This is a genomic window from Bacteroides sp. GD17, from assembly GCF_038448625.1.
Lineage (GTDB): Bacteria > Bacteroidota > Bacteroidia > Bacteroidales > Bacteroidaceae > Bacteroides.
This window is the reverse complement of sequence record NZ_JBCEZS010000001.1, coordinates 237,748-264,005: the sequence shown is the minus strand read 5'-3', so window position 1 is coordinate 264,005 and position 26,258 is coordinate 237,748. Positions and strand designations below refer to the sequence as shown.

The window sequence follows — 26,258 nt, the reverse complement described above, 5'->3', positions numbered from 1 at the left end:
AGGGTGTGAGGTCATAATAGCATATAATCATCTAACACACAAGAAGATAAACATCATCAGAGAAAGGCAAAAAGTGGACTACAAAAGTCCTTTTGACGTATTGTTAACGTATCAGCATCAGCTGTGTTTCAAAGTCTTCACGGGAAATACGAGCCTTATTCTTTACCTTGGCGCGGTAATTATAAATGGTATTTACAGAGTAACGTAGAAACTCGGCAATCTGAGAACTGTCATCAATGCCAAGACGTATCAAGGCAAAGATACGAAGTTCCGTATTCAGCAGTTCACCTTTGCGAAGCACGATACGCTCTTCCGGTTGCAACAAATCGTTGAACTTATCGACAAAATTCGGGAAGAGATGCAGAAAGGCGGTATCAAAGTGCTCGTACAACTCTTTTAGTCCGGTGTCCAGCACTTCACGAGAGCGCACCATCTTGAGCAGTTCTTCCGTCTGCCCTGCCGATATCTTCTTATTAACCATACGCCGGTAGGTGTCCAGGCGATTGATATAGATAGAGCATAAGTTCATGAAGCGGCCGATATACTCTTCTTTGATGTGGTTTGAGATATGCAGTTGTTCGTTTGCCTGCTCCATCCGGTTGCGGGCCACAGAAAGACGTTTCATCTGCCGATAGATAAAGGCTACTGCTGCAACCAGCAATAAGGTCAGGGCACTGATAAGCCAGATATAAAGGCGAAGCCGGTCATTCTGTTTCTCGCGCATGGCCTGATAAGTAAGGTCTATCAGGGAGAGAATACCTGCCGTCTGGAGGCTACGGCTACGGGCATTGTACCGGTTTGTCTCACTCCACGAAAAGCGGATATAGCGGTAAGCATGCTCAATGTCGCCTTCTTCATAAAGCAGTTCTGCCAATGTCCAGAGCGAAGCATGATCTGTGATGCTCAGGCGGATATCGGTAAGCGCCGACAATGCCAAGTAGCGCTTCTCTTCTTCCCGGTTTCCCATCCGGTGATAAAGCAGAGAGCGATGATAGGTCACCAGAGCATATTCGGGGGTATTGGGTTCGGCATTTGCCAGACGTGTGTCGTTAATGCTCAAAGCTTCATCCAGATTTCCGGCTGCTGCTTCCCGCATTTCTCTCCGTTCCAGGTAAAGAGCAGAAGTAGGCGGAAGCACTTGCATCAACGAATCATCATAAGAAACCGCCAATGCCTGATAACGTTTCTTGAAAGTATCGTCCAGCGTATAAATGCTGAGTTCATCATAAAGTTTATGGTAACAATGGTAACAATCGGGCAGTAATCGGGCAGGCAATGTGTTTCTGTCTATCTGCCCCAGCAGGTAGCTAGCCTCCTCATACATCCCCGCGGAAGCCATCAGATAGGCAAGCTCTAAACGAGTCTCATGAGCGGCATCCTGTTGTTTGTGGCGTTCTGCCCAATCCAGATTGATATTGAGATAGTGGATGGCCGAATCGCAGATATAAGCCTTGTATTCCTTATAAATTTCCCCATTCCATCGAAAAAAAGAGATGCCTGCCGTATCTGCATCCATCAACTGGCGCTTCAGTCCGGCAATACGGTTTTCGCGTACGGCCACAGAGTGCTCGTGCGCACCGATTGCTTCATCCAAAGAAGCCGTCAATGCAGCAATGGTCGGCGTATCGGCAGAAGCGACTATATTCTGCACAATAGCTACAATGAAAAGACAAAAGAACAGCAATTTTCTTTTCATGGCAACAAATATAGCAAGAAATCCTGCAAAGCCGTAGCTTCGGAAAAAATACTTTCCTATATTTGTATTCTAAACCCCCAAACAAATTACCTATTATGAAAAGCTTAACACCCCAACGGGTTGCCGCGGTCGATGTATTCCGCGCACTCACCATGTTCCTGATGCTCTTTGTCAATGACATTCCCGGATTGAAAAACGTTCCCCACTGGCTGATGCACGCCAAGATAGACGAAGACATGATGGGCTTCTCCGACACCATTTTCCCCGCCTTTCTGTTCTGCATGGGTATGTCCGTATCATTTGCCGTACAAAACCGGTATAAGAAGGGAGATACCACGCTACAGGTTGTTGCCCACATGTTCTGGCGCACCGTGGCATTGATTGCCATGGGACTGTTCTCACTCAACAGCGGAGGCATCGAAGGAGGCATTTCGCACCAATGGTTCTCCATCCTGATGGTGATCGGTTTCTTCCTCACCTGGGGCGTCTATCCCAAAGCGGAAGGAACGAAAAAGGCCCTTTTCACCGCAATGAAAGTGGCAGGTGTGCTTCTGCTTGCCGCACTCGTCATCTATAAAGATATAAACGGGAAGCCTTTCCAGATCAGTTGGTGGGGCATCCTCGGACTCATCGGCTGGACGTATGCCGTTTGTGCAGGCATCTATCTGTTTACCCGCGAAAATTTGCGCAAGAATGCCATTGCATGGTTTGTAGTCGTGTTGCTTGCCGTAATCAGCCACTCCGACCTCATACCGGGAGAATATGGCAGCCGGATAATCCTGCTTCCTTTCATCCCGAGTGACTGGACGCTGCATGCTTTCGGCATGTCCGGCGTACTGACCTCCCTGCTGATGCAGCGGTATGCCGACCGCGAACGACCGGGAAAATTCATCGGCATGCTTTGCGCCCTCGGCGTAGGGATGCTTGTCCTGGCACTGATTTCGCATCCATGCTGGATTATCTCCAAGATACAGGCTACCCCGACGTGGTTGTTCTATTGCCTCGCCATGTTCTTCCCGCTATTCGGTTTCTTCTACTGGCTGACGGACGTGAAAGGCAAAACCAACTGGTTCGACATCATCAAACCTGCAGGTACGGCAACCCTAACCTGCTATATTATCCCTTACATCTGGTATGCCGTGCAGCAACTGTTGCATCTCAACTATCCGGAAGCATTGGGAAGCGGCATTCCGGGATTGCTCAAATCCCTGATATTCTCGCTCATCATTGTACAGCTGACGGGCTTACTGGTAAAAGGAAAAATAAAACTGAAAGTATAATTTTAGTGATTAACGATTCACAATGTTGAAAGTTCAAACTCCTAACGGTGACAACAAGGTGCTGCTGCATAGCTGCTGCGCACCTTGTTCTTCTGCCATCATCGAATGTATGCTGGCCAACGGCATTCGTCCTACTATATTCTACTGCAATCCCAACATCTATCCGCAAGAGGAGTATGAGATACGGAAAAATGAAGCAATCCGCTTTGTAGCCTCCAAAAACCTCGATTTCATCGATGCAGATTATGATTATGCACACTGGCTGCACACTATAAAAGGACTGGAAAACGAACCGGAACGCGGTGGCCGATGCCTGAAGTGCTTCACGCTGCGCCTCACGGAGACTGCCCGCTATGCCTCCGAACATGGCTTCTCCGTATTTACCACCACCCTCGCCTCTTCACGCTGGAAGAGCCTCGAACAAATCAACGAAGCCGGAAGACGTGCCGCCGCCCTCTACCCCGGCACAATCTTTTGGGAACAAAACTGGCGCAAAGGAGGACTTCAGGACCGGAGGAACCAACTGCTCAAAGAATACGACTTTTACAACCAGCAGTACTGCGGATGCGAATTCAGCATGCAGCGACTGGATAAAAAAATAACCTCTGAGTAAAAACTCAGAGGTTAAAATATACTTGCCTTTCGGGCTTACTTATTCCTTTATTTAGAAGGCGAAAGAAACGCCGGCACTTACTACCAGCTGGTTATAGTCTTCCACAATCTGATACTTGAGTTCCAGATTAACTACCACGTTGGATGCTACCTTAAAGTCAACACCACCACCCAGATTAACAGCTATCTTTCCATCGCTGACGTCATCTCCAAGATTTAAGTCCGAGAGATAAGCCTTTGCACGGGCATAGCTCAAACCTCCCAACGGATAAAGAGAAACGACATCCGCTACCGGGAATACATAATGCAGATTGGCACCCAAATCCCACATAGATGCATAGTCGTGTTTGAAATAGTAGTTGAAAGCAGGCTCTATACGCAACTGGTCAGTAATCCCATAACGATATTTAACGCCCAAACCAATGTTGGTATCGTTACCATAGTTTAAGTTAACTCCCAATGACGACTCACCTTTCTGTGCGTATGATGTTGCAACACAGGCACACAAACATACCAATAATACAAGAATCTTTTTCATAATGAATCTTAGTTTTATGTTTTCGCGTCAAAAGTAATATTAAAAATCCAAAAAGCAAACAAAAGGCTAAAGAAAATTAATTATAAATATTTTCTACTTAAGCAAATGATAATTTGGCACATCATTCATCGCACATACCTTGTTTTGTTCTATTTCTCTTTTTCTCCCTACCACATTCTTGTTTTCTTCTTGTCTATAGGGTGAGAGAATACAAGAACCAGGTAAGACTCGGATAAGAACCGGGTAAGAAGGAGGTAGGAAGAAGTGCAAACTGTTCTATTTGTCGGAAAGTGCACAAAGTTTCTCAGCGATAAATAAGCGTCGAGAGATAATCTTCCGCAAACATCTCGTTTGCCACTTCCAGTAAGGCTTCGGGAGTAAGCTGTTCGATACGCCGGAACACGGCTTCGGAAGCCTCGTACTTGTTGTAATGAAGGAAAGTTTTCCCCATGCCCAAGGCATTGTTCTCGTTATTATCCGAGGCAACTCCAATTTGCCCTATCAACTGTTTCTTGGCGGCGGCAAGCTGGGAGGAGGTCATTTTGAGGTCGCGCATACGCTTCAGTTCCTTATAGACCAGGCGGGTGCAAAGGTCGATATCTTCAGGATCGCAGCCGAAATAGATGCAGAAAGTGCCCGTATCAGTATATGAGGTAAGATTAGACTCTACGTTGTAGACCAAGCCGCGACGCTCGCGGAGCGAAACATTCAGCCGGCTGTTCATGCCGGGACCTCCGAGGATATTATTCAGCAGATAGAGGGCCGTCCGCTTTTCATTGTAAGCATTGTACCCCCGCCCACCAATCATGATATGTGCCTGATGGGTATCTTTGGGTACAACCAGGTGCTCGGGAACATAGAGAGGCGGCAAAGTGCGGCGGTTGTCCACCGTGACGGCCGGAATATCGCCTAACAACTTCTCTGCCCATCGTACTATCTGCTTGAAAGAGAAATCGCCCAAAACAAAAAACACCATATTCCCGGGATGATAGAAGCGCGAAGTGAATGCAGCAGCATCTTCACTCCGAAACGCCTTCAACTGTTCCGGATTACCCAGAATGTTGCGTCCCAGCGGGTGGCCACGGAATATCAAATCCTCGAAATCATCGAAAATCAGTTCGGAAGGATTGTCCTCGTATGATTGTATTTCGTCGATGATGACTTCTGTTTCTTTTTCAATCTCCCGTTGCGGGAAGGTGGAATGAAATACAATATCCGTCAGTAGTTCGAAAGCACGGCCGAAGTGCTCGGTGAGGAAAGCTGAATAGATCACCGTTTCTTCCTTATTGGTATAGGCATTGAGGTCGCCGCCCACATTCTCCATACGGTTCAGGATATGCCATGCCTTGCGCTTCCGGGTACCCTTAAAGATAAGATGCTCCACAAAGTGCGCCATACCTTGCTCGTTCTCAAGCTCATCACGCGTACCGGCATCTACGGCAAATCCACAATAAGCCACCTTGGAGGAGGACGGTTCGTGAATAATGCGCAAGCCATTCGGCAAAGTATGCATGTTATATCCTGATGATATTTCCTCTAATCTCTTCATTCTGACGTTTCAAACTATTAGCGGGCGCAAAAATACAATAAAACTTATTGCCATTTATGGAAAATTGCAGATATTTGCAGCTACTAATTACATTAACGCATTGATATAATGATTGCATCCATTCAAGAGCTTTTGCAGAAAGAAGCGCAAGCCGTTCTGAACATCCCTGTAACAGACGCTTATGAAAAAGCTGTAGAGCTTATCGTAGAACAAGTGTACCGCAAAAAAGGCAAACTGGTGACTTCGGGCATGGGCAAGGCAGGGCAAATTGCCATGAACATCGCTACCACCTTCTGCTCTACCGGCATCCCCTCTGTCTTCCTGCATCCCAGCGAAGCACAGCATGGTGACCTCGGTATCCTTCAGGAGAACGACTTGTTACTACTTATCTCCAATTCAGGCAAGACCCGCGAAATCGTGGAGCTGACCCAATTGGCACATAACCTGAACCCGGAACTGAAATTCATCGTAATCACCGGAAACCCGGACAGCCCCCTGGCAAACGAATCCAACGTATGCCTCAGCACCGGAAAGCCTAAAGAAGTCTGCGCACTGGGTATGACGCCCACTACCTCGACTACCGCCATGACCGTCATCGGCGATATTCTGGTGGTACAGACCATGAAAGAAACCGGATTCACCATTGAAGACTACTCCAAACGCCACCACGGTGGTTACCTCGGAGAAAAATCAAGATCATTATGCGTAAAGTAATCGGCATCGGAGAAACCATACTGGATATCATCTTCCGTGGCGAACAGCCCACTGCGGCCGTTCCGGGTGGTTCGGTATTCAACGGCATTGTCTCACTGGCCCGTGCGGGAGTTCCCATCTGCTTCATCAGTGAGACGGGAAATGACCAGGTAGGCAATATCATCCTCAAATTCATGCAGGAGAATCATATTTCCACCGAGCATGTCAACGTATTCCCTGACGGGAAGTCTCCCGTATCGCTGGCTTTCCTGAACGAGCAGAGCGATGCGGAATACATCTTCTATAAAGACTATCCCAAACAGCGGCTGGACGTTGACTATCCGAAGCTGGAAGAAGACGATATCGTGGTGATAGGTTCGTACTATGCCCTGAATCCGGTGTTGCGCGACAAAGTGCTGGAACTGCTCGACCAGGCACGCGAAAAGAAAGCGATTGTCTATTACGACCCTAACTTCCGCTCTTCACATAAGGAGGAGGCCATCAAACTGGCGCCTACCATCATTGAGAATCTGGAGTATGCCGACATCGTGCGTGGTTCGCAGGAAGACTTCTACTACATGTACAACTTGCGCGACGCGGACAAGATATATAAGGATAAAATCAAGTTCTACTGTTCAAACTTCCTTTGTACAGCCGGAGCAGAACAGATTTCGCTGCGTACCAACACTGTTGCCAAAGAGTATGCCATACCGCCATTGGAAGCGGTCAGTACCATCGGTGCGGGCGATAACTTCAATGCAGGTATCATCTTCGGGCTGCTGAAATATGACGTACGCTATGAAGAGCTGAATACGATGGACGAGGCCACGTGGGACAAAATCATCCGGTGCGGCATGGAGTTCGCGGCAGAAGTGTGCAAAAGCTTTAATAATTCAGTGTCAAAGGAGTTTGCAGAAAAATTAAACTTAGAAAAAGAAATATAAAAGCTTCGTGCTTGCGGTATGCTCTGTAATGAAATTACATATATTTGTGATAAACGACATTAGAGAGTTTACGAACTATGTACAAAAACCTGTTGAACTTACTTGCTCTGGCAGTATTGCTTCCCTCGTGCAGTGGAACTTCTCCCCGCATCTCCGTGGTATGTGAAGAAAACAACGTAGGCAACTGCATTGTAAAATGGGAAATGGCCCCCCTCATCAAGGGAAATGTGAAAGTATACGCTTCAACAAACCCGGACTTCATCCCCGAAGATGTTCCCGTAGCTTTGGCAAACATCTCCGACCAGAAGATGACCATCGTCACCAACGACCCTATGCGACGCTACTACTACACCCTTGTATTCGACGATAAATACCGGGTGAAGGTAGCTACCCGCAACATCAATATCCCCGGCATACAGAACTTCCGCGACCTGGGAGGTTATCCCTCCTACTCCACCCGGAAGCAGATGCGTTGGGGCATGCTCTACCGTTCGGCCGAGATCGACAGTCTGGAATGGTCTTCGCGCAAGGAGCTCAAAAATATCGGGATAAGAACGATTATAGACTTGCGTTCTTCTACCGAAGCAGACCGAAAGAATCCGTTGCAGCAAGAATTCAAGACTGTTCATATTCCCATTGTAACCGGTGATATGGAGAATATCTTGAAAGGTATTCAGGAACAGAAGATCAAGAGCGACACCGTGTACCGGATGGTAGAGCAGATGAACCGCGACCTTATAGCCAACTACACCCGGGAATATCGCCAGATTTTCGACGTCCTGCTCGATAAAAACAACTACCCCGTAGTCATACATTGTTCGTCCGGCAAAGGGCGGACAGGCATCGTATCGGCCCTGATACTTGCTGCCCTGGGTGTGAACGAGGACATCATCATGGAAGATTACCGCCTCAGCAATGATTACTTCAACATCCCTACGGCTTCCAAGTATGCCTATCGGCTTCCGGCACGTTCGCAGGAAGCTATTACGACCATATTCTCAGCGCGCGAAGACTTCTTGAATGCTGCCAAAGAAGAGGCTGAACGAAGGTATGGAGATGTAGAAACCTACCTGGAGAAGGGCATCGGACTGACGAAAGAGGAAATCAAGCAACTGCAAAGCATTCTGCTGACAGACAGCAAATAACATGAGTTTAAGATAGAAACACTGTCTCCGCATTCTCCTCCTCCGGGGAAGGTTGCAGGTAGACAAAAGGAATGCCTTTTTTTATTTTATAACAGCCAATCGTTTCTATTTCAACATTTTTGTCGTAAGTTTGCAGAATAAAGCAATGCAGAAGAGCATGGATAGCAACAGGCAACTTTATATAATCAGTGGTTGTAATGGAGCCGGTAAGACGACTGCGTCCTATACGGTGTTGCCCGATGTTCTGAATTGCAAGGAGTTTGTCAATGCGGACGAGATAGCCCGCGGCTTGTCTCCTTTCAACCCACAGAGTATGGGTATCGAAGCCGGAAGGCTGATGCTGCAACGCATCAACGAATTGCTGAAAAACCGGGAAAGTTTCTCCATAGAAACCACGCTTGCCACCCGTTCTTACACCCGCCTCGTCTCCGAAGCACAGAAACAAGGCTACAAGGTGAGCCTGATTTACTTTTGGCTGAATTCACCGGAACTGGCAATCAACCGTGTTGCACAACGTGTCAGCAATGGCGGACACGATATACCCAGAGACGTCGTCCTGCGACGTTACCAAGCCGGAATAGACAATCTATTCAACATTTATATGCCGTGCGTTGACTACTGGCTATTGGCCGATAACAGTTACACCCCGCGTGTCATTGTCGCCGAAGGCGGACGCAATACAGTAACAGACGTACACCATACAGAACTTTTTAACACCATACAGAGTTATGTCAAATGATGAAAGAAAAGAGTTGAGCCGCAAGTTGCACTACGGACTGGCTTTGGCCGAGAAGAGAATGCTTGAAGAAAAAGCATTGAGAAACGAAGACGTGATACAAGGCACGCCCGACGGAAAAATCAAGGCCGTACCGGCCCGCCGACTGTTGCGAAAGATGTATAGTGAAGAAACAGCCGGAAAATAATCCGTTTTTTAGTAATTATTCGGCCGTATGCCATTAACAAACAAGTTTTCAAACGCAACACACATCAAGGAAACAAGTGGATCAAGGCGTCTAACATTCCCCTGAGTTCGCTTTCCTATTTTTAATCACACTCCTATAAAAGAATAAGATGAAAAATCTAAAGCAAACTCAGGAGAGAGTTGATGGCTTATTCATAAGCCCAGTTCCTATTGAGTAACAACTTTCATGAGGTCATTGTTGGTAATTACTCCCTTGTTCCAACGGTCGGCAAAACCAAATTGCTGGTTATATTCCCAAAGTGAATAAGCAATGCCTTGTTCGCGTGCTACATCGACTACGTCTTTCAGCCAAGCCATGCGTACCTCTTCGCCGCAATTGACCAGACATCCAAACTCGCCCAGATAAAGTTTCAATCCTTTTTGCTTGGCATACTCTATAGCCTCACTCCAGTATGAACGAATCCAGTCCTTATCATAAGAATGGTGATAGGGCTCGACCACCTCCTTCTCTTCATCAGACAATTCGGCATACAGATCATCAGGTATCAGCTGACCGGGATATTGCATGGGCTTACTGAAGTTAAGGATGCGCAAAGGAGTCCATAAAGCTTGGTAATGCGTTATCAGCAACGGTTCATAGAAGTGGAAGGAAAGCATAATGTTGCGGTCGTCTTGAGGCACACGGATATTCTTTACATGAGCCGCATTATTCTGCATGTTGGCGCCAAGTACAATGACACGATCATGTTCTTTCTCACGTATCATCTCCACAATGCGCAGCATCAAAGCCGCCCATTGTTCGTCGTCAGGGGCCACAGCTTCGTTTAGTAGTTCATAAGCTACTTCCGTCACCGGATAACAGTACAACTGTTGCTGAATAACACGCCACATATCTACCAGTTTGTCTTGTTCCGCCACATTGCTCCAGAGTGCAGCATGTTCGTCCAGGAAATGGTGCGAACGAATGATGTGCAAGTCGAAAACGACCTTAAGTCCTCGTTTCAGGCAATTGTCGATAGTGTTGTGCAAAATGCTCAGTGTTTCCTCATTGAGGGACATATCTTCGTTAAAAAGCTGCACCTCATCTACCGGCAGGCGGATATGGTCGAAACCGGCTTTCACCAGTAAGTCAATGTCTTCTTCATTAAAAATCTGCTTACGCCGCTCGTCTGTAATGTTAGACTGTGACAGCCAGCAACCGATGTTTACACCTTGTTTAATTTCAAATACTGTAGGCTCGGATGAACGAGTGCATGAGATACAAACGCCGGATGCCATACATAGGATGCATATCCATATCATACACCGCAGAGTTTTTCTAATAGTTTCCATCATATACTTTTTGTTTATAGATTATCTGAGAAATCTGTTATTTATACTTATAAGCATGATAAGAGTGAGGCGGAAGTGTTAACGTGAAACGACGTACATCCGTTGCTCTCCATCCACTGAATACTTTACCAGCTTGGCTGGAGATAGGCTTTGCCGAAGAATCTTCTAGATCAGTAAGCGTTTCGAACGGGCCATTACATACCAAACTGATTTCTACCGGCAGGTCGTTGAAATTTTCCACGATCACTGTCTTGTTGTCATAGAGAAAAAGACCGACCTTGGAAGGAGCTTCCAAACTAAAATCCAAGTCTTGGCTGAGCACTCGCCGTATAGCATTCAGAGCTCCTGCAGGATAGTCATAGAGCTGACCGAAGTCATCGGGAATAGTCAGCACATAAAGATTGCCACCGCCATAAAGAGCTCTATGCAAAATGGGATACCCTGAAACACCACCCTGTAGCGGACGTCCGGCACTGATTATCTCCCAACTGTCGTTGGTGAAGTAACGTATTTGTGGAATAAGAATGTCACGTGTGCTTTGTCCGTAATTGCCAAAGTCGTTAACCAATGCTTTCAGGTCATCGCATTGTAGTTCGCACACCTCGGCAATCTTTTCGGGAATAGCTTTCAAAAGTCCGCTTGTAATCACTACATTTCCGCCTTGTCGCAAGCTTTGTTCTACCTTACTCATAATGTCGGCATCAGCGGCAGCTTGTGCTGTAAGCAGTACTACATTGCACTTCTCTTCAGGATAGCTGCAACGCATATCCATAGGTAGCCCTATCATACCGAGGTAATTCTGAAGAAAACCTTCGCCCGAAGAGTGAAACGGTTTGTAATTGCAAATGCCCACAGGATTCCCCAATTTACCTACCAGATTATCTGCTTGGCGCAATACTACGTCGGCAATCCGCGCCATGGTGGTGGGAGTAATTTGGCGTTTGCCGTCGTCCGACCGGAAAGTGGAAGTCATTTCATCATAGTTCCAACTGGTCTTTCCGTCTTGCCATGAAGCGCGAAACCGAGGCGACAGTTTTACGTCGATCAACTGGTTGTAGGCAAACAGCATTACATCGCGTGCCTTGGCAATGGCAGTCAAGTGCAGCTGTTCGGCATAGCGGTCCATGCTCATGCTGATACCTCCGGCATCCACCCAGCCACCTCCGTTCCGTCCGCCTGAGAGATTCTCGTAATAACGCATCACGTTGTAACTTAAATAATTCTGCAAATGCTGGGCTCCTGCAGGATCACGCGTTTCGGTGCCCGTCCATACCCCATCGAAGATTTGCGGCCCGTCCTGAAGATTGAAGCCAAGCCCTTGGAAATGGTCGTACCAGTTGGGGTATTTAATGATAACCTTTACTTTGGGATTCACGTGGTGCGCAGGATCTACAACCAGATTCTTCCCTGCCTCGTTCATCAACGCCAGACGATATTCAGTCCATGAGCGGTTGCCTTTGGCGGCTATTTCCGCCTCACTTTTGCAGCTGGTAAAGAAAAAGTCATCGAGCAGGAACTCGTCGAAATGGCGGGCTGTATGTTCGGCAATCTGCTGTACAATGCGCCGGTGTTCGGGATCGGAATAGCAAAAAGTCTCAAAATTATTGGCTTCATTGATGGTATAAGTGATACCACCCGCTACTTCGATGCCTTGTTCCATAAAAAACTTTTTAGCTTTTTCTATTGTGGCATCGTCCACAATAAGCAGGTCACGATGTGTTTCCAGATAGATTTTATCCACATCAAGTTGCTCGGAAATAATATTCCAAGTGGACGTCAGCCATTCTGTATCTTTCATCTTTTCCACTTCGTAAGCGCGGACATAGACCGATACGGTAAAATTACGGTGTTTAGCTTGTATGGGAGCCATTAAGCCGAACAAACAAAGCAAGAGCAGTATTTTTGTTTTCATAGGTCGTTGATTTTTAGTTTGCAATCTTCACTCTACAGAATGAGTTGCGGGTTGTGAAATAGAGATAATCCCCGGAACAAGTCAAAGAATTGGGACCTTCAGGAGTATGTATGGTCCGTTGGTAGTCTCCCTTGGAGTTATATACCAAAATGTTACCTTCAGCTATATACACATTTCCATTACGGTCAGTGGTAACGCCATGTTCGCCCCGTTCGGCAAAAAGCTCAGGTTCACTCAGGAAGCCCTGAGCATCTACCTTAAATCGCTTTACGCGATGGGCAAACTCGTCCACTTGGTAGATGGTGCTGCCCGGAACGACAGACTGAAGCGACGAAGAACGTAGCAAGTCATATTGCCGAGGAATCACAGTGCAACCGTCAGGAGCCACAAAATACTCTTTCGGTCGATAGATACAGACTGAGTCGAAATCGTGCAAGTCGCGCCAGCGGTGTGTAGCATAGTAAATCTTTTCGACTTTTCCAGCAACAGGAAGTTCTTTGCTAAGAGGAAGAGTCTGAATGGTGGCATTCGGATTGGAAGTATCTACACAATAAACCATAGGTTCGAATCCGAAATTACCCCACCAACTATAAGTGGTTCCTTTATGATCGGGTAGTTGATCAGGTTTCGGAAGAGTGGACCATGCTCCTCCGGCCCCACTACCGGAAGCATTGGAAGGACGAGGCTTCGGCTGTGGATAATATTTCACCATCACAAGTAGACGATTTTCCGTATCGGTGGCCAAAGAAAGAGGCTGCCACGGCAAATCAAGCAATAGAGAAAGTTTTTTTGTAGCTGCATTCCACATATAGACTTTACGTAAGCGCTCCTCAGAGAAGAAGACATTTCCATTGTTATCATGTACGATGCCTTCGGCATATTCAAATCCGCTTTGCAGACATTCCACATTGTCTTCACACGGCCGTTCCGGACGTTGTGCTTCCTTTCCCGTGATGGTGAGGCGAGCAAATTCCCACGGGCGGACAGCAATACGTTTATTAGGGTCATACACCGAATTATTGATAGTGAAACGCATCTGAGTAAAGTTATGGAAATTATAGAAATGAATATCACTGCTATTCCAAATGCGTACTGCATAAGGCAAAGGACGCACAATACTGATGACACGGAAAACAAAAAAGTTAAAGAAGCGAAGATCGTTGCATCCGGTCAGCTCCATTGGAACAACGTCATTTCCTTCACGAGTTTCCTCCTCCAACTGCAGAGCATATATTCTCCACTTTGAAGCATTGGAAAAACGCACTTCACTGCGCAAGTGGTGCTCCACGGACATTTCGTAGATACGGCCGGGCGTGGAGGTGTTTTCAACAAACAAACCACAACTGCCATAAGTATTATTAATCCAGATGTTCTTAAATACACCACCACCTTGCCGGGTGACCCACAGGTTCCAATGCTGGTTATCCCAACTCTCTTCCACCCCTCTATCCATAATACGCGGACGCATCATACTATTGCTCATCTCTTGTGTAAAACCGGGAAAACGTTGCGGCCCTTTGACTGTGGCCCACCCGGAGAAATGCACATCGTTCATATACGATTCTTCACCGGCCATCCATTTGCAGGTTACCGCACGATAATTGAATCCCATGGCATCCAGTCCGATACCGGAGAGAATACATCGCCCCCCCATAGGTGTTTCAATCAGAGGAACAGGCTCGCCAAAGCCACTGAATGCAGGTGAATGTGCTGCCAACTTGATTCGTGTAGATACAGGGTCCATACCTATCATGACCGTGTTCGGCTTGAACTTTATCGGTTTACTCACTCGGTAGATGCCTTGTGGCAGATAGATGACATCATGTTCTTCGATGGCTTTGAGAAATACTTCTGTATTGTCTGTCTTGTCATCGCCCACGGCACCCAAATCCATGATATTTGTCCATTGTGACATATCCGGCAGAGTGGGTATATCGTTGCGGGGCGGCGTCGGCATTTGGGTCAGCGGACGGAGGTTATAGCGCAATGCGTGATTTCCATCCGATTCCATGGAGTCGAAAGTCAGACCCAGTGAAAGGCTATCGACGCAATATATTGCAGACTTGTTTTCCACTTTACGCTGATCGCCTTCACGAAACTTCAAAAAACAAGGTACGCGGCGGCAAGTTACATTCAGTGCATTGAACTGGTTAGTGGGGGTTAATACACCACTCTGCATCACTCCTGCTTCGCTAAGATTTTCCAGTGTGCAATCTTCCATAAAGGCTACATCTGTATAACCCGGCCATATTTCCAATCCGATGGGGGAATGGCGCATCGTCACCCTTACCAGCGTCATGCCGGCCTCCATTGTTCGAATACATGCTTTACGCTGCCCCTCAAAAAGGGTATTCAAAATTGTGACTTGCCAGCCGGGAGATGTTTTACGCGTATAGATACCGTAGTCTCCTCCGCAGAATACCACGTCTTCTATCTCGTTGCCTGCCTCGAAAATACCAGCTTTCCCATTACCAATTTGCATTTCCACATGTTCAATGAAGCTGTGTTGTGCATAGTGTGTGCGAAATACAACAGCTTGCGGATTGCCATTCTCCACTTTAACATTAATATTTTCAAATCCCTGGAAGAAAGTGCCGGATGTTGCCTCTGCAGGTTCTACCTCTTCATCTGCTGTATTTGATATAAACCAGAACATATATTTGGCGTCACCTTCATCGTCGGGATAAGACTGATCAAATCCTGGTGAGTTCTTGCTCAATATCACGACAGGACGTTCTTTGCCATATCCTATCAAACGAATGGAAGGCGGCACATATATAGTGCCGGATATGCGGTATTCGCCAGGAGCCAGATAAACAATGCCGTAATTATCGCGCTTTTTCAGAGCATTGATAGCTTGTTGTAATGCCGAAGTTACATCTCCTTTAGTGGGGTTGAAGTAAACAGCATCAGGGTCATCGGGCCGTTGTGTGAAAACAGACCGGCTTGTGACTGCACTGGAGGCAACACATATAGCCGTCCAAAGCATTAATAATAGTAGTCGTTTCATAACTAATCTTTTGAAAAAGAAGAGGCCGGCATAAAGTTACTGCCTGCACAGCCTCTTCTCATAAGAAAATTATCAATCTTTATCACCTTAATATCCCGGATTCTGGTCTTTAGGACCAATCTCTCCATTTGTCAGAATTTCAAGTGTAGGAATGGGGAACAGTTCGTGATTTGCATCATAATCAAAAATGCGCGGTGTGCGAGGCAAACCGTCGGCAGTATAATACTCGCCGTTATTCTTGGGATATTCAGCATCTAAGAATTCCTTGGCCATGCCTGAACGACAGAGGTCATACCAAAACTCGTACTCTAACACGAACTCATGACGGCGTTCGATGGTAAGGGCCACTTTCCAGACCTCTGCATGATAACCTTTTTCCGAGCGGTATTTCGTGTAGAACTCTTTGGCGTCAGGCACCTCGACCATGGCGTCGTTATACTTCAAGGAAGAAGCCTTGAACTGTTCGGACGGAGTCTCGTTCACCTCCATATTCCCCCATGCACGATTACGGATCTGATATATCATATCCCAGCCGGTTCCCTCTTCGCCCGTTTCAAAACAACATTCCGCATAGTTGAGCAGTACGGACGCATAACGTAGATGGATGGCTGAGATGGGAGTATATACCGGGTTGCCACCGGCCTGTTTCCACAACTTCAGGCAGTAGTTATTGGGAAGCTTGTCCGCATTCACCCAATCGCTTTCAAAGCCCGGACTAGCCCCTATTGTCTGATTGGTATAAGGATTGGTTTCGCCTTTGGGCACTACAGAGTAGCTTCTACGTTTATCTCCCGGTTCAAAGGAACGGCAGAATTCATAAGAGACGAAAGTGCCTCCCCAACCTCCATATTCACCCGGAGCAGTCAGGTAGTATCCCCACCACAGGTTTTCAGTACTTCCTGTCGCCCCCCATCCGAGATCACTCCAATGGTAGAAAGCCACTTCCCAAATGCTCTCTTTGCTCCAGTAATGATCCATTTGATGCAGTTCGCCGAAGCAGGGCAACAATTCATAAGTATGGCTGTCCATAATGGTTTTATAGATTGACTTGGCCTTCTGGAAATCTTTGAGATACATATACGTCAGAGCCTGATATGCCAACGCGGCTCCCTTTGTAAAGCGTCCGTATTCTCCGTTTTCAGGTTTCCAGTCCAGCTTGTCGGCCGCAAACTGCAAGTCTTCTATTACCTTATTGTAAGTGTCGGCCACGGTTTCCGCGCGAGGCTTGGAGGCCGATGTCGAGTAAGTCTCTCCGGTCTCAAGCATAGGAACGCGTCCAAAGTTCTGTGAAAGATAGAGGTAGTAATAACCACGGATGGCACGTGCTTGGGCTATCAGCTTATCCTTTGCCGTTTCGCCCCCTTTGAAGATGGAAGGGGCTGCCTTTTCCATTTCCGCAAGGAAGGTATTGCAGCGGCTAATGGCACGGTAACAGATTTTCCATGCCACCTGGAACATATCTTTTCCGGCCACCCAGGAGTGGGTCCAGAATTCACGGTCCCAGCCTCCTCCGCCTACATCCATGGCCGGATAGTTGGCAAAGGCAAACTGAGGCTTCATATTCCAGCTTTGTGCGATATCTATATCAAAGCTTCCGGCATGCTTGTCGGGCAGAAAGGTATCATATAGCGCATTCAGGCCTTGATTAGCATACTCTTCGGAAGAGCTTATCAGGTCGGGAGCAAGAACGTCATAATGTGGAACACACAGGAAATCCTCTCCACAGGAAGAGAGGGTAAGCGAAGCAGCAAGGGCAACTGCAAAATATATCTTTTTCATATATATATTTTAGTATTATGTAAATGATTAGAATTGAAGGCTGAGACCTAAGTTAAATGCCCGCGGGAAAGGATAGCGTCCGCTGTCAAATCCGGTGCGGAGCACATTGGAATTACCCACCTCGGGATTGCCGTATTTGTTGTAGCCCGAAATGGTAAGCAGATTGTCCACACTGAGGTAAATGCGTGCATTTTCCATGCGGACACTCTTTACCCAGTTCTTGGGCAAGGTGTAACCAACCTGTACATTGCCTATCTTGATAAAGTCTCCGTTCTTGACGTAGGCATCCGACACACGTACATTGTGGTTGGCGTCATTACGCGTCAGACGGGTGTAAGGCGTATTTGGATTTTCTTCGCTCCAAGTATTGTTCAGATATTCGGCCAGACCGTTCTGATAACCGCCACGGGGATTGTAAATAGTTGTCAGGCGGGCGGCGGAATAAGATAAAATGTCCTGTCCGAGCACTCCATAGATATTGGCCGAGAAATCAAGTGATTTCCAACTGGCTCCAAGTGTCAGGCCGAAATTCAGCTTGGGATATCCGTTACCGATGATACTGCGATCGTCATCATTAATGTAGCCGTCGCCGTTTACATCGCGGAATTTGTAGTCACCGGGTTTGGTGTTCGGGTCCTGATAGTACCTCACTTCTCCTTTGGTTGCGGCGGCAGCCGCTGCATTGAGATTGTCTATTTCACTCTGTGTTTTAAAGATGCCGTCCACCTTCCATCCGTAGAACGCACCTACCGGATGTCCATTGCGTGTGATGCTATAGTTTTCCCAATAGTAACCGGCGTCCACATTGCCCGATTCAAAGATGTCATCACCCACTTCCACGGCTTCGTTGCTAAGGGTAGAACCGTTCAGGGATGCGTTGAAGCTCCAGTCTTTGCCTATCCGAGTGTTGTAGTTGACAGAAAACTCAAAACCCTTATTACGGATTTTTCCCGCATTGGTATAAACGTTTTCAAAGCCGGTTGAAGGACGGACAGCCTTGTAGAGCAACAAGTCCTTGGCAGTACGGACAAAATAGTCTAATGAAATATTAAGCTTGTTGTTGAACAAACCGAAATCCAGACCTATGTTGGTCTGTTCGTTGGTCTCCCACTTCAAGTTGGTGTCCACCTCTCTGGCCTGGGCAATACCTGGTGCGTTGACGGGTGTGCCATTCAAATAGTAATAATACATCATATACTGGGAAGTGAGCTGTTCGACAGAAAGGCTGGTAGCACTTCCTGCATTGCCGGTTTGTCCCCAGCCTAAACGCAACTTCAGATTACTGAAAATATCCAGTTCTTTAATAAACGACTCTTCAGAGAGCCGCCAAGCGAATGAGGCTGACGGGAAGGTTCCCCAACGGTTTCCGGCACCGAAGTTTGACGAACCGTCATGGCGTATGGTAGCCGTAATGAGGTAACGATCCATCAAACTATAGTTGGCACGTCCATACCATGAAACAAACCGTACAGGAATACCATAGCCACCGGTCACATTACGCGAGGAGGGGTTGGTTGTCAGCTCAATGCGGCGTACGACGGATGATGGCATTGCCTCACCGCGTCCGTAAAGGTCGCTACTGCTCATACGGCTGGCTGAATACCCTGCCATAAATCCCAGGCGATGTATGCCTGCCGTAAGGTCATAAGTGAGATAAGTTTCAAGAGCCAGTGTATTATTGTTGCGCTTACCCATCGTGAAACTGTCAGGAGTCGTGTCCGTAATAAATGTACGGTGGTTCACCGGACTATATGCGTCATCCTCGCTTTGGTTATAGTTATAACTGAGCACTGTGTGATACTTCAGCCCTTTCAGAATGTCAATGTCCACATTGGCATTAGCCAATACTTGGTTGAAGCGGTTCCGGCTGTCGCGCTCCATTGCGGCGGCATAAAGGTTGTCCGTGCCTTTCTCCAGGTCACCGTCACTCTCTTTCTTGTAGTGTCCCCATGTGCCGTCAGGCCAGCGGATAGGAACGTTAACAAGCTGTCCATTCTCATCCAGAGTATCCATTGAGGGAATGGCACCGGCAAAACTATAGGCATTGCCCGAACCTGAGAAACGTCCATGCACGAAGGCAATGCTTGCCGCTGTATGAATAAAGTCCTTTATATTGTGTTTGACATTGATTCTGGTCGTAAAGCGCTGGAATCCTGAAGCCACCACAATACCTTCATTGTCGAGATATCCTACAGAAAGACGTGCCTGAGAATTTTCCGTACCGCCTGATATAGAGACGTTGTAGTTCTGTTGCAAGGCCGTGCGCGTCATCTCTTTCTGCCAGTCTATGTTGTTCAGCCTGCTGTCCAATGACGGATCGGCCCAAGCCAGTTGCGTGAAACTGCCGCCATCGTTCTTCTTGGCCCCGCGCACCGCCTTCACAAAGTCACGGATGGTACCTACATCAAGGGTATTGCTGTTACTGCTGATAGCCCAATTGGCCGTGATGTCAATGCGCGAATTGCCTTTTTTACCCTCTTTGGTCGTTATCATGATAACGCCATTGGCACCACGAGAACCGTAAATGGCAGTAGCGGAGGCATCTTTCAGCACTTCAATACTTTCAATATCCGCCGGGTTCAGAAAATCAATATCTGTACCCACTTGTACACCATCAATCACGTATAAAGGGTCAGCTGAACCATTTACAGTAGCTACTCCACGAATACGTATGGTGGTTCCGCCACGTGGATCTCCGGAATTACGCATTACCTGTACACCGGCAGCCAGACCTTGAAGTCCTTGTCCGATATCAATAGGGTTACGCTTCATCATCTCGTCTGATTTTACGGTAGTGACAGAGCCTGTTAAATCTGATTTCTTTACCGAGCCATAACCTATGACCACAACGTCATCCAACATACCCGAGTCATCTTCCATCACAATGTGCAAATTGTTCGTACCTTGTGTTACTTTCAACTCTACAGTTTTATATCCCACAAAAGATATTTGTAACATGCCGGCTGTGGGGACATTCAGCTTGAAAGTACCATTGATGTCGGTAATAGCACCAATAGTTGTTCCTTTTAGGAGCACATTGGCTCCAATAACAGGCTCTCCGGCAGTGTCGACTACTGTACCACCGACCGTAAAAGATTGTTCTACAGCCTGCACAATATCCTTATTCACCCCATTGGTTACATGGGCGTAGGACCAAGGCGCTGCGGACAAAGCCGCTACAAAGACAAGGCATGTCCATTTCTGATTCATTTTGTTTCTCATAAGTAAACAGGTTAATTATTAATAATGAAGAAATATGTTTTCAGTTGGCAAACCAACTAAAAGCTCATAGGTAATAAATCCCATGCGACTACCGTGATAGGGGCAATTCCATAAACTTCCTTTCGGCGCTTGCTTTATCGGTTCACCTTCAGGAGTGCAGCTTTTGAACCATCCCCCTGCTTCATGATCGATAAAATGGGCTTTAACAAACTGCCACGTACGATTGGCATGTTGCAACCACTCTGTATCTCCTGTTAATTTCCATGCATACAAAAAAGCGCTTATAGTTTCGGATTGTGTCCACCATGTCAAGAAAAGATTCATTTGTTTCGTATCATGGTTGAATTCCGTAGCTATAGCTTCTTGTGGTAAAATTCCGTCACGTACGACAGCACGGCACAGTTTTAAAGCCACATCCCTGCATTGGTCTTTCAAATGTTCATCGTCCAATACGCTTGCCGCCTCATATAGTAGCCAAGCCGTCTCCGTATCATGTCCGTAACGGTCGATTCGCTCGAGAGGTTTCCAGTCCATATCGAACAAAGTGTACAAATGGCCGGTTTCTGGCTGGAAGAAACGTTCGTTCAGTAGTATCACGATTTTCCGCAGGCTCTCTTTTAATTCGGGGTCCGGCCATATCTTATATAAATTAGTGTAAGCTTCCATCAGATGCAGATGGGTATCCAATGTTCTGGTAGGACGCGTTTTCTCAGCAGATTGTTTGTTATATGAATCGAAATATCCTGTTCCATGTGTGTCAGCAAGATGGTCTTCGACAAACCGATAGAGCATCTTGGCACATTTCAGGCTTGACTCGGAAGTTGTGGCATTGGCATATTCCGCTAAAGCGTAGATAGTATAAGTTAACGGTGAGGCTGATTTTGTACTGTCCAAGGGTAGCCCTTGTGCCGTAATCACTGAATAGACTCCACCTTGCCTCCGGTTTATGAAATGTGTGTCAAAGTATTCATAAGCACGGTCTGCCAGCTTCTTATAATTTTCGTTCTGTGTGCAACGGAAAGCACGTGCAAATGTCCATAGTATGCGTGCATTCAGAATGCAACCTCTAGGAGAATCGACTATGGGGGTACCGTCACGCAATATAGTACCATAAAATCCTCCGTCAGGTGAAGGACTATATTTTTCCCAGAAGGGAAGAATATTATTCATGAGGTCTGATATTATTTCACTTTTCAAACTATCACATAGAGAATCCTTCTCAGGAGGTAGTACACTTATCATATTAAATAAATAAGCAAATAAAAAGCAGATAAACAGAAATGTGCGTTTCATTATCATTTTATTAGTATTTATTGTTTCATTACAAAATTAGGTGAATACTATGATATAAATTTTAATACAATCACTATTTTATAGGCATGTTTTGTACTTATTAAACGTACTATTTGTGACCACCCCATCCAATTATGCTCTTTGAGACATATATGTAACTAATCTGCTTCAAAAAAAAGCAGTCTGCACTTTATTAATGAGAAATATATTGCATATTTTTGTACGTATTCCAATCAAACACTTTATACATTTTATGAGAAAGAAAACATTTCTGGTATTTATTGTCTGTGTCTCATATTCACTCTTGTCAATGGCAGGGGTAATTGAACCGGAAAAAATGATGTTTCGTTCCTTAACGATAGCGGATGGCTTGTCCAGCAATAACATATCCGCTGTTTATCGTGATATCAAAGGCTATTTATGGATAGGAACATCATCCGGATTGAACCAATGGAATGCTCACAATTTCAAATCCTATTATCACTCTTCTCATGGATTACCCAGCAATACGGTCATTTCTATTTTTGAGGACTTTGCGGGTCGTGTCTGGGTTTATTGTGATAATACCAGTTATGCTTATTATGATTATGAAACAGGAAACTTTAATAATGATGTGAAAACTTTACTGGGAGAATATGGCTTCCAGCCCGAGATGGCTGCATACATTGGTTGTAGTAAGGACCGCCATTATTTGTGGGGCAGCGACAGTAAGCGTATCTGCGTTTATGACCATACCCGGAAATGTATAAGGGATTTTGCCTTGCCTGCCGGTTTTCAGCTTTCTCAGGTTTATATAAAAGGTGAACTTCTCTATGCCTTATGTAATAATAGCGGTCGGATACATATTATTGACCTGAAAAGTGCTTTTACCCAGACGTTGCCTTGTCTTGAGGGCTACAAAGATGAGATTGCAAACCAATATCCACGTGTTTATGTTGATGATAAAGGAGGACTATGGTTGTATACATTCACAAATAGTCTTTTATTGCATAAATCTTCTGAATCTTCTTCCTGGCAAAAGATAGCCTTACCTATACATGGCGATCAGTTCAATCGTGTGGCGCAAATTGACGAAGACGCCGATGGCAATATCTGGATTATTACCAGCCATCATGGAGCCTTTGTCTACGAATCTGACACAGAACAGATGAACCACCTGACACATGATCCCCTAAGGTATCATACATTGGTCAGCAATAACCTTACCTCCTTGTTTATTGACAAGGACAATACTGTGTGGATAGGTAGCAATAAGCAAGGAGTCTCTTATTATATGCCCGGTACACAAACTATTTTGGGCTATTCACTGGGCGGCGAGAATGATGTATTATCGTTCTGTGAAAAAGACAATCACTTGTTTATTGGAACCGATGGAGCGGGTTTATTGGAACAATCCAGATTGGGTGATGCGGTAACTTCGGTACAGACACAAGCCAATATCGTGGTATGCCTGCATAAAGATAGTCGCAACCGTCTTTGGATGGGTACTTTCCAGTCAGGAATAATTTGTATGGGAGAGAGAGAAAGGACGCAATATACTGCCCAAAACAGTGAATTGCGGAGTAATAATGTATATGGTATTGAAGAAGATGCCAATGGCAATATCTGGATAGCATTACTCGATGGCATTGTACAGAAACTCGATCCGAATACAGGCAGGATAGTCACTGTATACGAAGATACCAGCATGAATATACGAGAAATGATAGGTGACGGAAAATACCGACTTTTCGCAGCCACCAGCAAGGGGCTTTTGGCTATCGACACTTACACAGAGCAGGGACATTACGTGACTAAAAATCTGCATAACAATATGTCTATACCTCAGGCGTATCTTTATACTCTTTATAAAGACAGCAAGCAAATACTGTGGCTAGGAACTTCTGACGGACTTATCTACTGGAATCAGGAAACAGACAGCGTAGGATGCCTTACTACCGACGACGGGTTACCGACCAATCTCATAACTTCCATTACCGAGGATCACAACGGACAATTATGGGTAGGCACTTACAATGGCATCTCGTGCATTGACCTTGACGATTTTGTCCACATCACCAATTATAAAACCTCTGATGGATTGATTACTAGTGAAATCAATCAGCGTGCTATTTGTTCATTGAGTAATGGGGATATTGTATTCGGTACTCCTCGGGGATTAATTGTCATCAGTCCCAAGCAAAAATCCTCTGTTGCTTATGATTCTTCTGTTTTTCTTACCTCCGTCAAATACACTACGGGGAATTCGGGACACAATATTGATCAATACCTTTCTCCCAACAAGAAAGAAATAAAATTGGAAATCAACCAATTACCTATTTCTTTGTATTTTTCCACTTTTGATTTTGCTGCATTAAACAATATCTCGTACTACTATCGTCTTAACGGAGCGCATGACTGGTATCTCATGAATGGAAATGCTATTTATTTCACAAGCTTGTATCCGGGAGTCTACCACTTAGAAGTTACCGCTTGCAATGCGCAGGGACAGTGGGCATCCAAAGTGCAGCGATTAGTTCTGTATATACTTCCGCCTTGGTATCGCACCACCCTTGCCTATATTATTTATGGGTTCACAATCATGATTGTCATCGGAAGTCTCATTTTATTCTTTTATCGTTATTATCAACGCAAAGAGCACACAAGGCGCATCCAGCGCAAGACCGAACAGCAACAGAAGCTCATGGACATGAAATTGACCTTTTTTGCCAATGTAAGCCATGAATTGCGTACACCACTTTCATTAATCATCAACCCTTTGGAAGAGTTTATCAAGCGTTACCCGCAATTATCAACCTCGTTGTTGAGCACGGCCCATTCAAATGCTAAATATCTTCTAGAACTGATAAATCAATTGCTGTCATTCCGTAAAATAGATTCAGGAGGTGAAACAATGGATTATTCGCATATTGATGTGGTGCGCACAGCTCAAGATTTGTATTCCATTTACCAGCAAATGGCTGAAAAACATCGGATACACTATACATTCAACGCCCGGCCATCGGTAATCAAGATGGATTGTGACAACTCCAAGTTTATGAAAATCATTCATAACTTACTTTCCAACGCGTTTAAATTTACTCCTGACGGAGGTGCAATCGAACTTAAACTTAGTCGAAATGAGAATGAATTGATATTGGAGGTAAGTGATACCGGACTGGGTATTCCGGCAGAGGACAGGGAGAAAATTTTCAATCTATTTGTCCAAGTAAAGGGAGAAGATTCCACCCAGGGAGGTACCGGCATCGGGTTGTATCTTGTCAAACAGTACGCCCAAATGCATGGTGGTAATGTAACGCTGGATAATAATGATCCTACCGGTACCGTTTTCACTGTTACCTTGCCATTGAAAGCTCAGATCAACCTCTCTTCATCTTCTTTCAATGACACGGCGGAGACAGAAAAAACATTGGAGCCGAGCCATACTCCTTACAACGCTTATTCGTTACTTGTGGTTGACGATAATTTAGAATTTCTGAACTTCCTCAGTGAAAGTCTCTCGACCGATTATAAAGTTTATCAAGCTTCGAGTGCGATGGAGGCACTCCAATTGCTTAATACGGAAGAAATAGACCTTGCCATTTGCGATGTGATGATGCCCCAAATGGATGGAATACAGTTCTGCCAAACAGTAAAAAATGATCTTGCGACCTCTCATATTCCTGTGATTCTGCTCACAGCTAAAGCCGGTGAGGAGTTTCAGCTGGAAGGTCTTAGCCATGGAGCGGATGACTATATTACTAAGCCTTTTCACATGGATATTTTAAAAATGCGAATCAATAAATTTATCGAAAACAGTATCGGGAATCATCAGATGTTTCAGGAGCAAGTTCACATCGAACCAAGTAAAATCACGATTACCCCTTTGGATACTCAGTTCGTAAAAAAGTCCATTAAAATAGTAGAGGACAATCTTTCTAATGCCGATTTTACAGTTGAGGATTTGGCCGCTCAACTCTATTTATCACGTGGCTATCTATACCGCAAGTTACTTAAGATAACAGGAAAGTCCCCCCTGGAGTTCATTCGCATCATTCGTATGAAGCGTGCCCAGCAACTGCTATCCGAAAGCCAGATGCAGGTGGCGGAAGTCGCCTATCAGCTAGGATATGTTCTTCCGAAAACTTTTACTAAACATTTTAAGCAAGAATTTGGTATAACTCCGTCACAATACCTGCAAAGCATCAAAAATGACAAAATATAACACACCTAACAATGATACAAATTATGCTAAACAGAATCAAATGAGAAAATTAAAACAGTTTTTTAGTAATTCGCACGAATATAGCGTGTTTTCAAAGCCATATTTCAGATAATCTGATTTTTATTCT

17 protein-coding genes are annotated in these 26,258 nt (G+C 45.6%); 8 read left to right on the top strand and 9 right to left on the bottom strand.

Features of this window, described 5'->3' with window-relative positions; genetic code table 11:
- Positions 1-103: 103 nt before the first annotated feature.
- Positions 104-1,696 (bottom strand): DUF6377 domain-containing protein, encoded by a 1,593-nt coding sequence (locus AAE250_RS00890; RefSeq protein ID WP_294595479.1) that lies wholly within the window; start codon positions 1,694-1,696, stop codon positions 104-106.
- 95 nt (positions 1,697-1,791) lie between these two features.
- Between AAE250_RS00890 and AAE250_RS00885 the strand changes: the two genes are divergently transcribed.
- Positions 1,792-2,976: a DUF5009 domain-containing protein gene (locus AAE250_RS00885; protein WP_294595481.1), complete on the top strand. Its 1,185-nt coding sequence runs from the start codon at positions 1,792-1,794 to the stop codon at positions 2,974-2,976.
- Positions 2,977-2,998: 22 nt separating this feature from the next.
- Positions 2,999-3,589 (top strand): epoxyqueuosine reductase QueH, encoded by a 591-nt coding sequence (locus tag AAE250_RS00880; protein WP_294595483.1) that lies wholly within the window; start codon positions 2,999-3,001, stop codon positions 3,587-3,589.
- Positions 3,590-3,640: 51 nt separating this feature from the next.
- On the opposite strand, the gene AAE250_RS00875 is transcribed toward AAE250_RS00880, so the two are convergent.
- Both AAE250_RS00875 and AAE250_RS00870 read right to left on the bottom strand, forming a co-directional pair.
- Positions 3,641-4,126, bottom strand: a complete 486-nt coding sequence (locus AAE250_RS00875) for a porin family protein (RefSeq protein WP_294595485.1) — start codon at positions 4,124-4,126, stop codon at positions 3,641-3,643.
- Positions 4,127-4,430: 304 nt separating this feature from the next.
- Positions 4,431-5,675 (bottom strand): M16 family metallopeptidase, encoded by a 1,245-nt coding sequence (locus AAE250_RS00870; RefSeq protein ID WP_294595487.1) that lies wholly within the window; start codon positions 5,673-5,675, stop codon positions 4,431-4,433.
- A 108-nt stretch (positions 5,676-5,783) separates the two neighbouring features.
- Between AAE250_RS00870 and AAE250_RS00865 the strand changes: the two genes are divergently transcribed.
- From AAE250_RS00865 to AAE250_RS00845, 5 genes are all read left to right on the top strand, one after another.
- Complete coding sequence (locus AAE250_RS00865) at positions 5,784-6,389, top strand: SIS domain-containing protein (RefSeq protein ID WP_294595489.1); 606 nt, start codon at positions 5,784-5,786, stop codon at positions 6,387-6,389.
- Positions 6,377-7,312, top strand: coding sequence for a carbohydrate kinase family protein (locus AAE250_RS00860; RefSeq protein ID WP_294595491.1), 936 nt, complete (start codon positions 6,377-6,379; stop codon positions 7,310-7,312). Before AAE250_RS00865 ends, AAE250_RS00860 begins: the two co-directional genes overlap by 13 nt.
- Before the next feature lie 77 nt (positions 7,313-7,389).
- On the top strand, positions 7,390-8,457 hold the full coding sequence (locus tag AAE250_RS00855; RefSeq protein WP_294595493.1) for a tyrosine-protein phosphatase: 1,068 nt from the start codon (positions 7,390-7,392) through the stop codon (positions 8,455-8,457).
- A 157-nt stretch (positions 8,458-8,614) separates the two neighbouring features.
- Entirely contained in the window at positions 8,615-9,196 is a 582-nt protein-coding gene (locus AAE250_RS00850) for a zeta toxin family protein (RefSeq protein ID WP_294595561.1), read from the top strand.
- Positions 9,186-9,380: a hypothetical protein gene (locus AAE250_RS00845; protein WP_294595494.1), complete on the top strand. Its 195-nt coding sequence runs from the start codon at positions 9,186-9,188 to the stop codon at positions 9,378-9,380. Before AAE250_RS00850 ends, AAE250_RS00845 begins: the two co-directional genes overlap by 11 nt.
- A gap of 206 nt (positions 9,381-9,586) precedes the next feature.
- Here AAE250_RS00845 and AAE250_RS00840 read toward each other — a convergent pair whose 3' ends face one another.
- From AAE250_RS00840 to AAE250_RS00815, 6 genes are all read right to left on the bottom strand, one after another.
- Positions 9,587-10,681 carry a glycoside hydrolase family 5 protein gene (locus tag AAE250_RS00840; protein WP_294595496.1) on the bottom strand — a complete coding sequence of 365 codons (1,095 nt, stop codon included), beginning with the start codon at positions 10,679-10,681 and terminating at the stop codon, positions 9,587-9,589.
- A 67-nt stretch (positions 10,682-10,748) separates the two neighbouring features.
- A complete protein-coding gene (locus AAE250_RS00835) occupies positions 10,749-12,623 on the bottom strand; it encodes a hypothetical protein (protein WP_294595498.1) in 1,875 nt (624 codons plus the stop codon).
- A gap of 13 nt (positions 12,624-12,636) precedes the next feature.
- Positions 12,637-15,633 (bottom strand): glycosyl hydrolase family 28-related protein, encoded by a 2,997-nt coding sequence (locus AAE250_RS00830; RefSeq protein WP_294595500.1) that lies wholly within the window; start codon positions 15,631-15,633, stop codon positions 12,637-12,639.
- Between the two features lie 87 nt (positions 15,634-15,720).
- Positions 15,721-17,412, bottom strand: coding sequence for a RagB/SusD family nutrient uptake outer membrane protein (locus AAE250_RS00825; RefSeq protein WP_294595502.1), 1,692 nt, complete (start codon positions 17,410-17,412; stop codon positions 15,721-15,723).
- A gap of 27 nt (positions 17,413-17,439) precedes the next feature.
- Positions 17,440-20,634: a SusC/RagA family TonB-linked outer membrane protein gene (locus AAE250_RS00820; protein ID WP_294595505.1), complete on the bottom strand. Its 3,195-nt coding sequence runs from the start codon at positions 20,632-20,634 to the stop codon at positions 17,440-17,442.
- Between the two features lie 18 nt (positions 20,635-20,652).
- Complete coding sequence (locus AAE250_RS00815; protein ID WP_294595507.1) at positions 20,653-21,927, bottom strand: AGE family epimerase/isomerase; 1,275 nt, start codon at positions 21,925-21,927, stop codon at positions 20,653-20,655.
- Between the two features lie 253 nt (positions 21,928-22,180).
- Here AAE250_RS00815 and AAE250_RS00810 point away from each other — a divergent pair, with 253 nt between their 5' ends.
- Positions 22,181-26,131, top strand: a complete 3,951-nt coding sequence (locus tag AAE250_RS00810) for a hybrid sensor histidine kinase/response regulator transcription factor (RefSeq protein WP_294595509.1) — start codon at positions 22,181-22,183, stop codon at positions 26,129-26,131.
- Positions 26,132-26,258 lie beyond the last annotated feature (127 nt).

What these genes read in the sequence shown, in the direction of transcription:
- AAE250_RS00835 (WP_294595498.1), bottom strand. Translation starts at nt 12,623, where the DNA reads ATGAAAACAAAAATACTGCTCTTGCTTTGTTTGTTCGGCTTAATGGCT.
- AAE250_RS00820 (WP_294595505.1), bottom strand. Translation starts at nt 20,634, where the DNA reads ATGAGAAACAAAATGAATCAGAAATGGACATGCCTTGTCTTTGTAGCG.
- AAE250_RS00810 (WP_294595509.1), top strand. Translation starts at nt 22,181, where the DNA reads ATGAGAAAGAAAACATTTCTGGTATTTATTGTCTGTGTCTCATATTCA.
- AAE250_RS00890 (WP_294595479.1), bottom strand. Translation starts at nt 1,696, where the DNA reads ATGAAAAGAAAATTGCTGTTCTTTTGTCTTTTCATTGTAGCTATTGTG.
- AAE250_RS00880 (WP_294595483.1), top strand. Translation starts at nt 2,999, where the DNA reads ATGTTGAAAGTTCAAACTCCTAACGGTGACAACAAGGTGCTGCTGCAT.
- AAE250_RS00840 (WP_294595496.1), bottom strand. Translation starts at nt 10,681, where the DNA reads ATGATATGGATATGCATCCTATGTATGGCATCCGGCGTTTGTATCTCA.
- AAE250_RS00830 (WP_294595500.1), bottom strand. Translation starts at nt 15,633, where the DNA reads ATGAAACGACTACTATTATTAATGCTTTGGACGGCTATATGTGTTGCC.
- AAE250_RS00875 (WP_294595485.1), bottom strand. Translation starts at nt 4,126, where the DNA reads ATGAAAAAGATTCTTGTATTATTGGTATGTTTGTGTGCCTGTGTTGCA.
- AAE250_RS00850 (WP_294595561.1), top strand. Translation starts at nt 8,615, where the DNA reads ATGGATAGCAACAGGCAACTTTATATAATCAGTGGTTGTAATGGAGCC.
- AAE250_RS00870 (WP_294595487.1), bottom strand. Translation starts at nt 5,675, where the DNA reads ATGAAGAGATTAGAGGAAATATCATCAGGATATAACATGCATACTTTG.
- AAE250_RS00845 (WP_294595494.1), top strand. Translation starts at nt 9,186, where the DNA reads ATGTCAAATGATGAAAGAAAAGAGTTGAGCCGCAAGTTGCACTACGGA.
- AAE250_RS00860 (WP_294595491.1), top strand. Translation starts at nt 6,377, where the DNA reads ATGCGTAAAGTAATCGGCATCGGAGAAACCATACTGGATATCATCTTC.
- AAE250_RS00815 (WP_294595507.1), bottom strand. Translation starts at nt 21,927, where the DNA reads ATGAAACGCACATTTCTGTTTATCTGCTTTTTATTTGCTTATTTATTT.
- AAE250_RS00855 (WP_294595493.1), top strand. Translation starts at nt 7,390, where the DNA reads ATGTACAAAAACCTGTTGAACTTACTTGCTCTGGCAGTATTGCTTCCC.
- AAE250_RS00885 (WP_294595481.1), top strand. Translation starts at nt 1,792, where the DNA reads ATGAAAAGCTTAACACCCCAACGGGTTGCCGCGGTCGATGTATTCCGC.
- AAE250_RS00865 (WP_294595489.1), top strand. Translation starts at nt 5,784, where the DNA reads ATGATTGCATCCATTCAAGAGCTTTTGCAGAAAGAAGCGCAAGCCGTT.
- AAE250_RS00825 (WP_294595502.1), bottom strand. Translation starts at nt 17,412, where the DNA reads ATGAAAAAGATATATTTTGCAGTTGCCCTTGCTGCTTCGCTTACCCTC.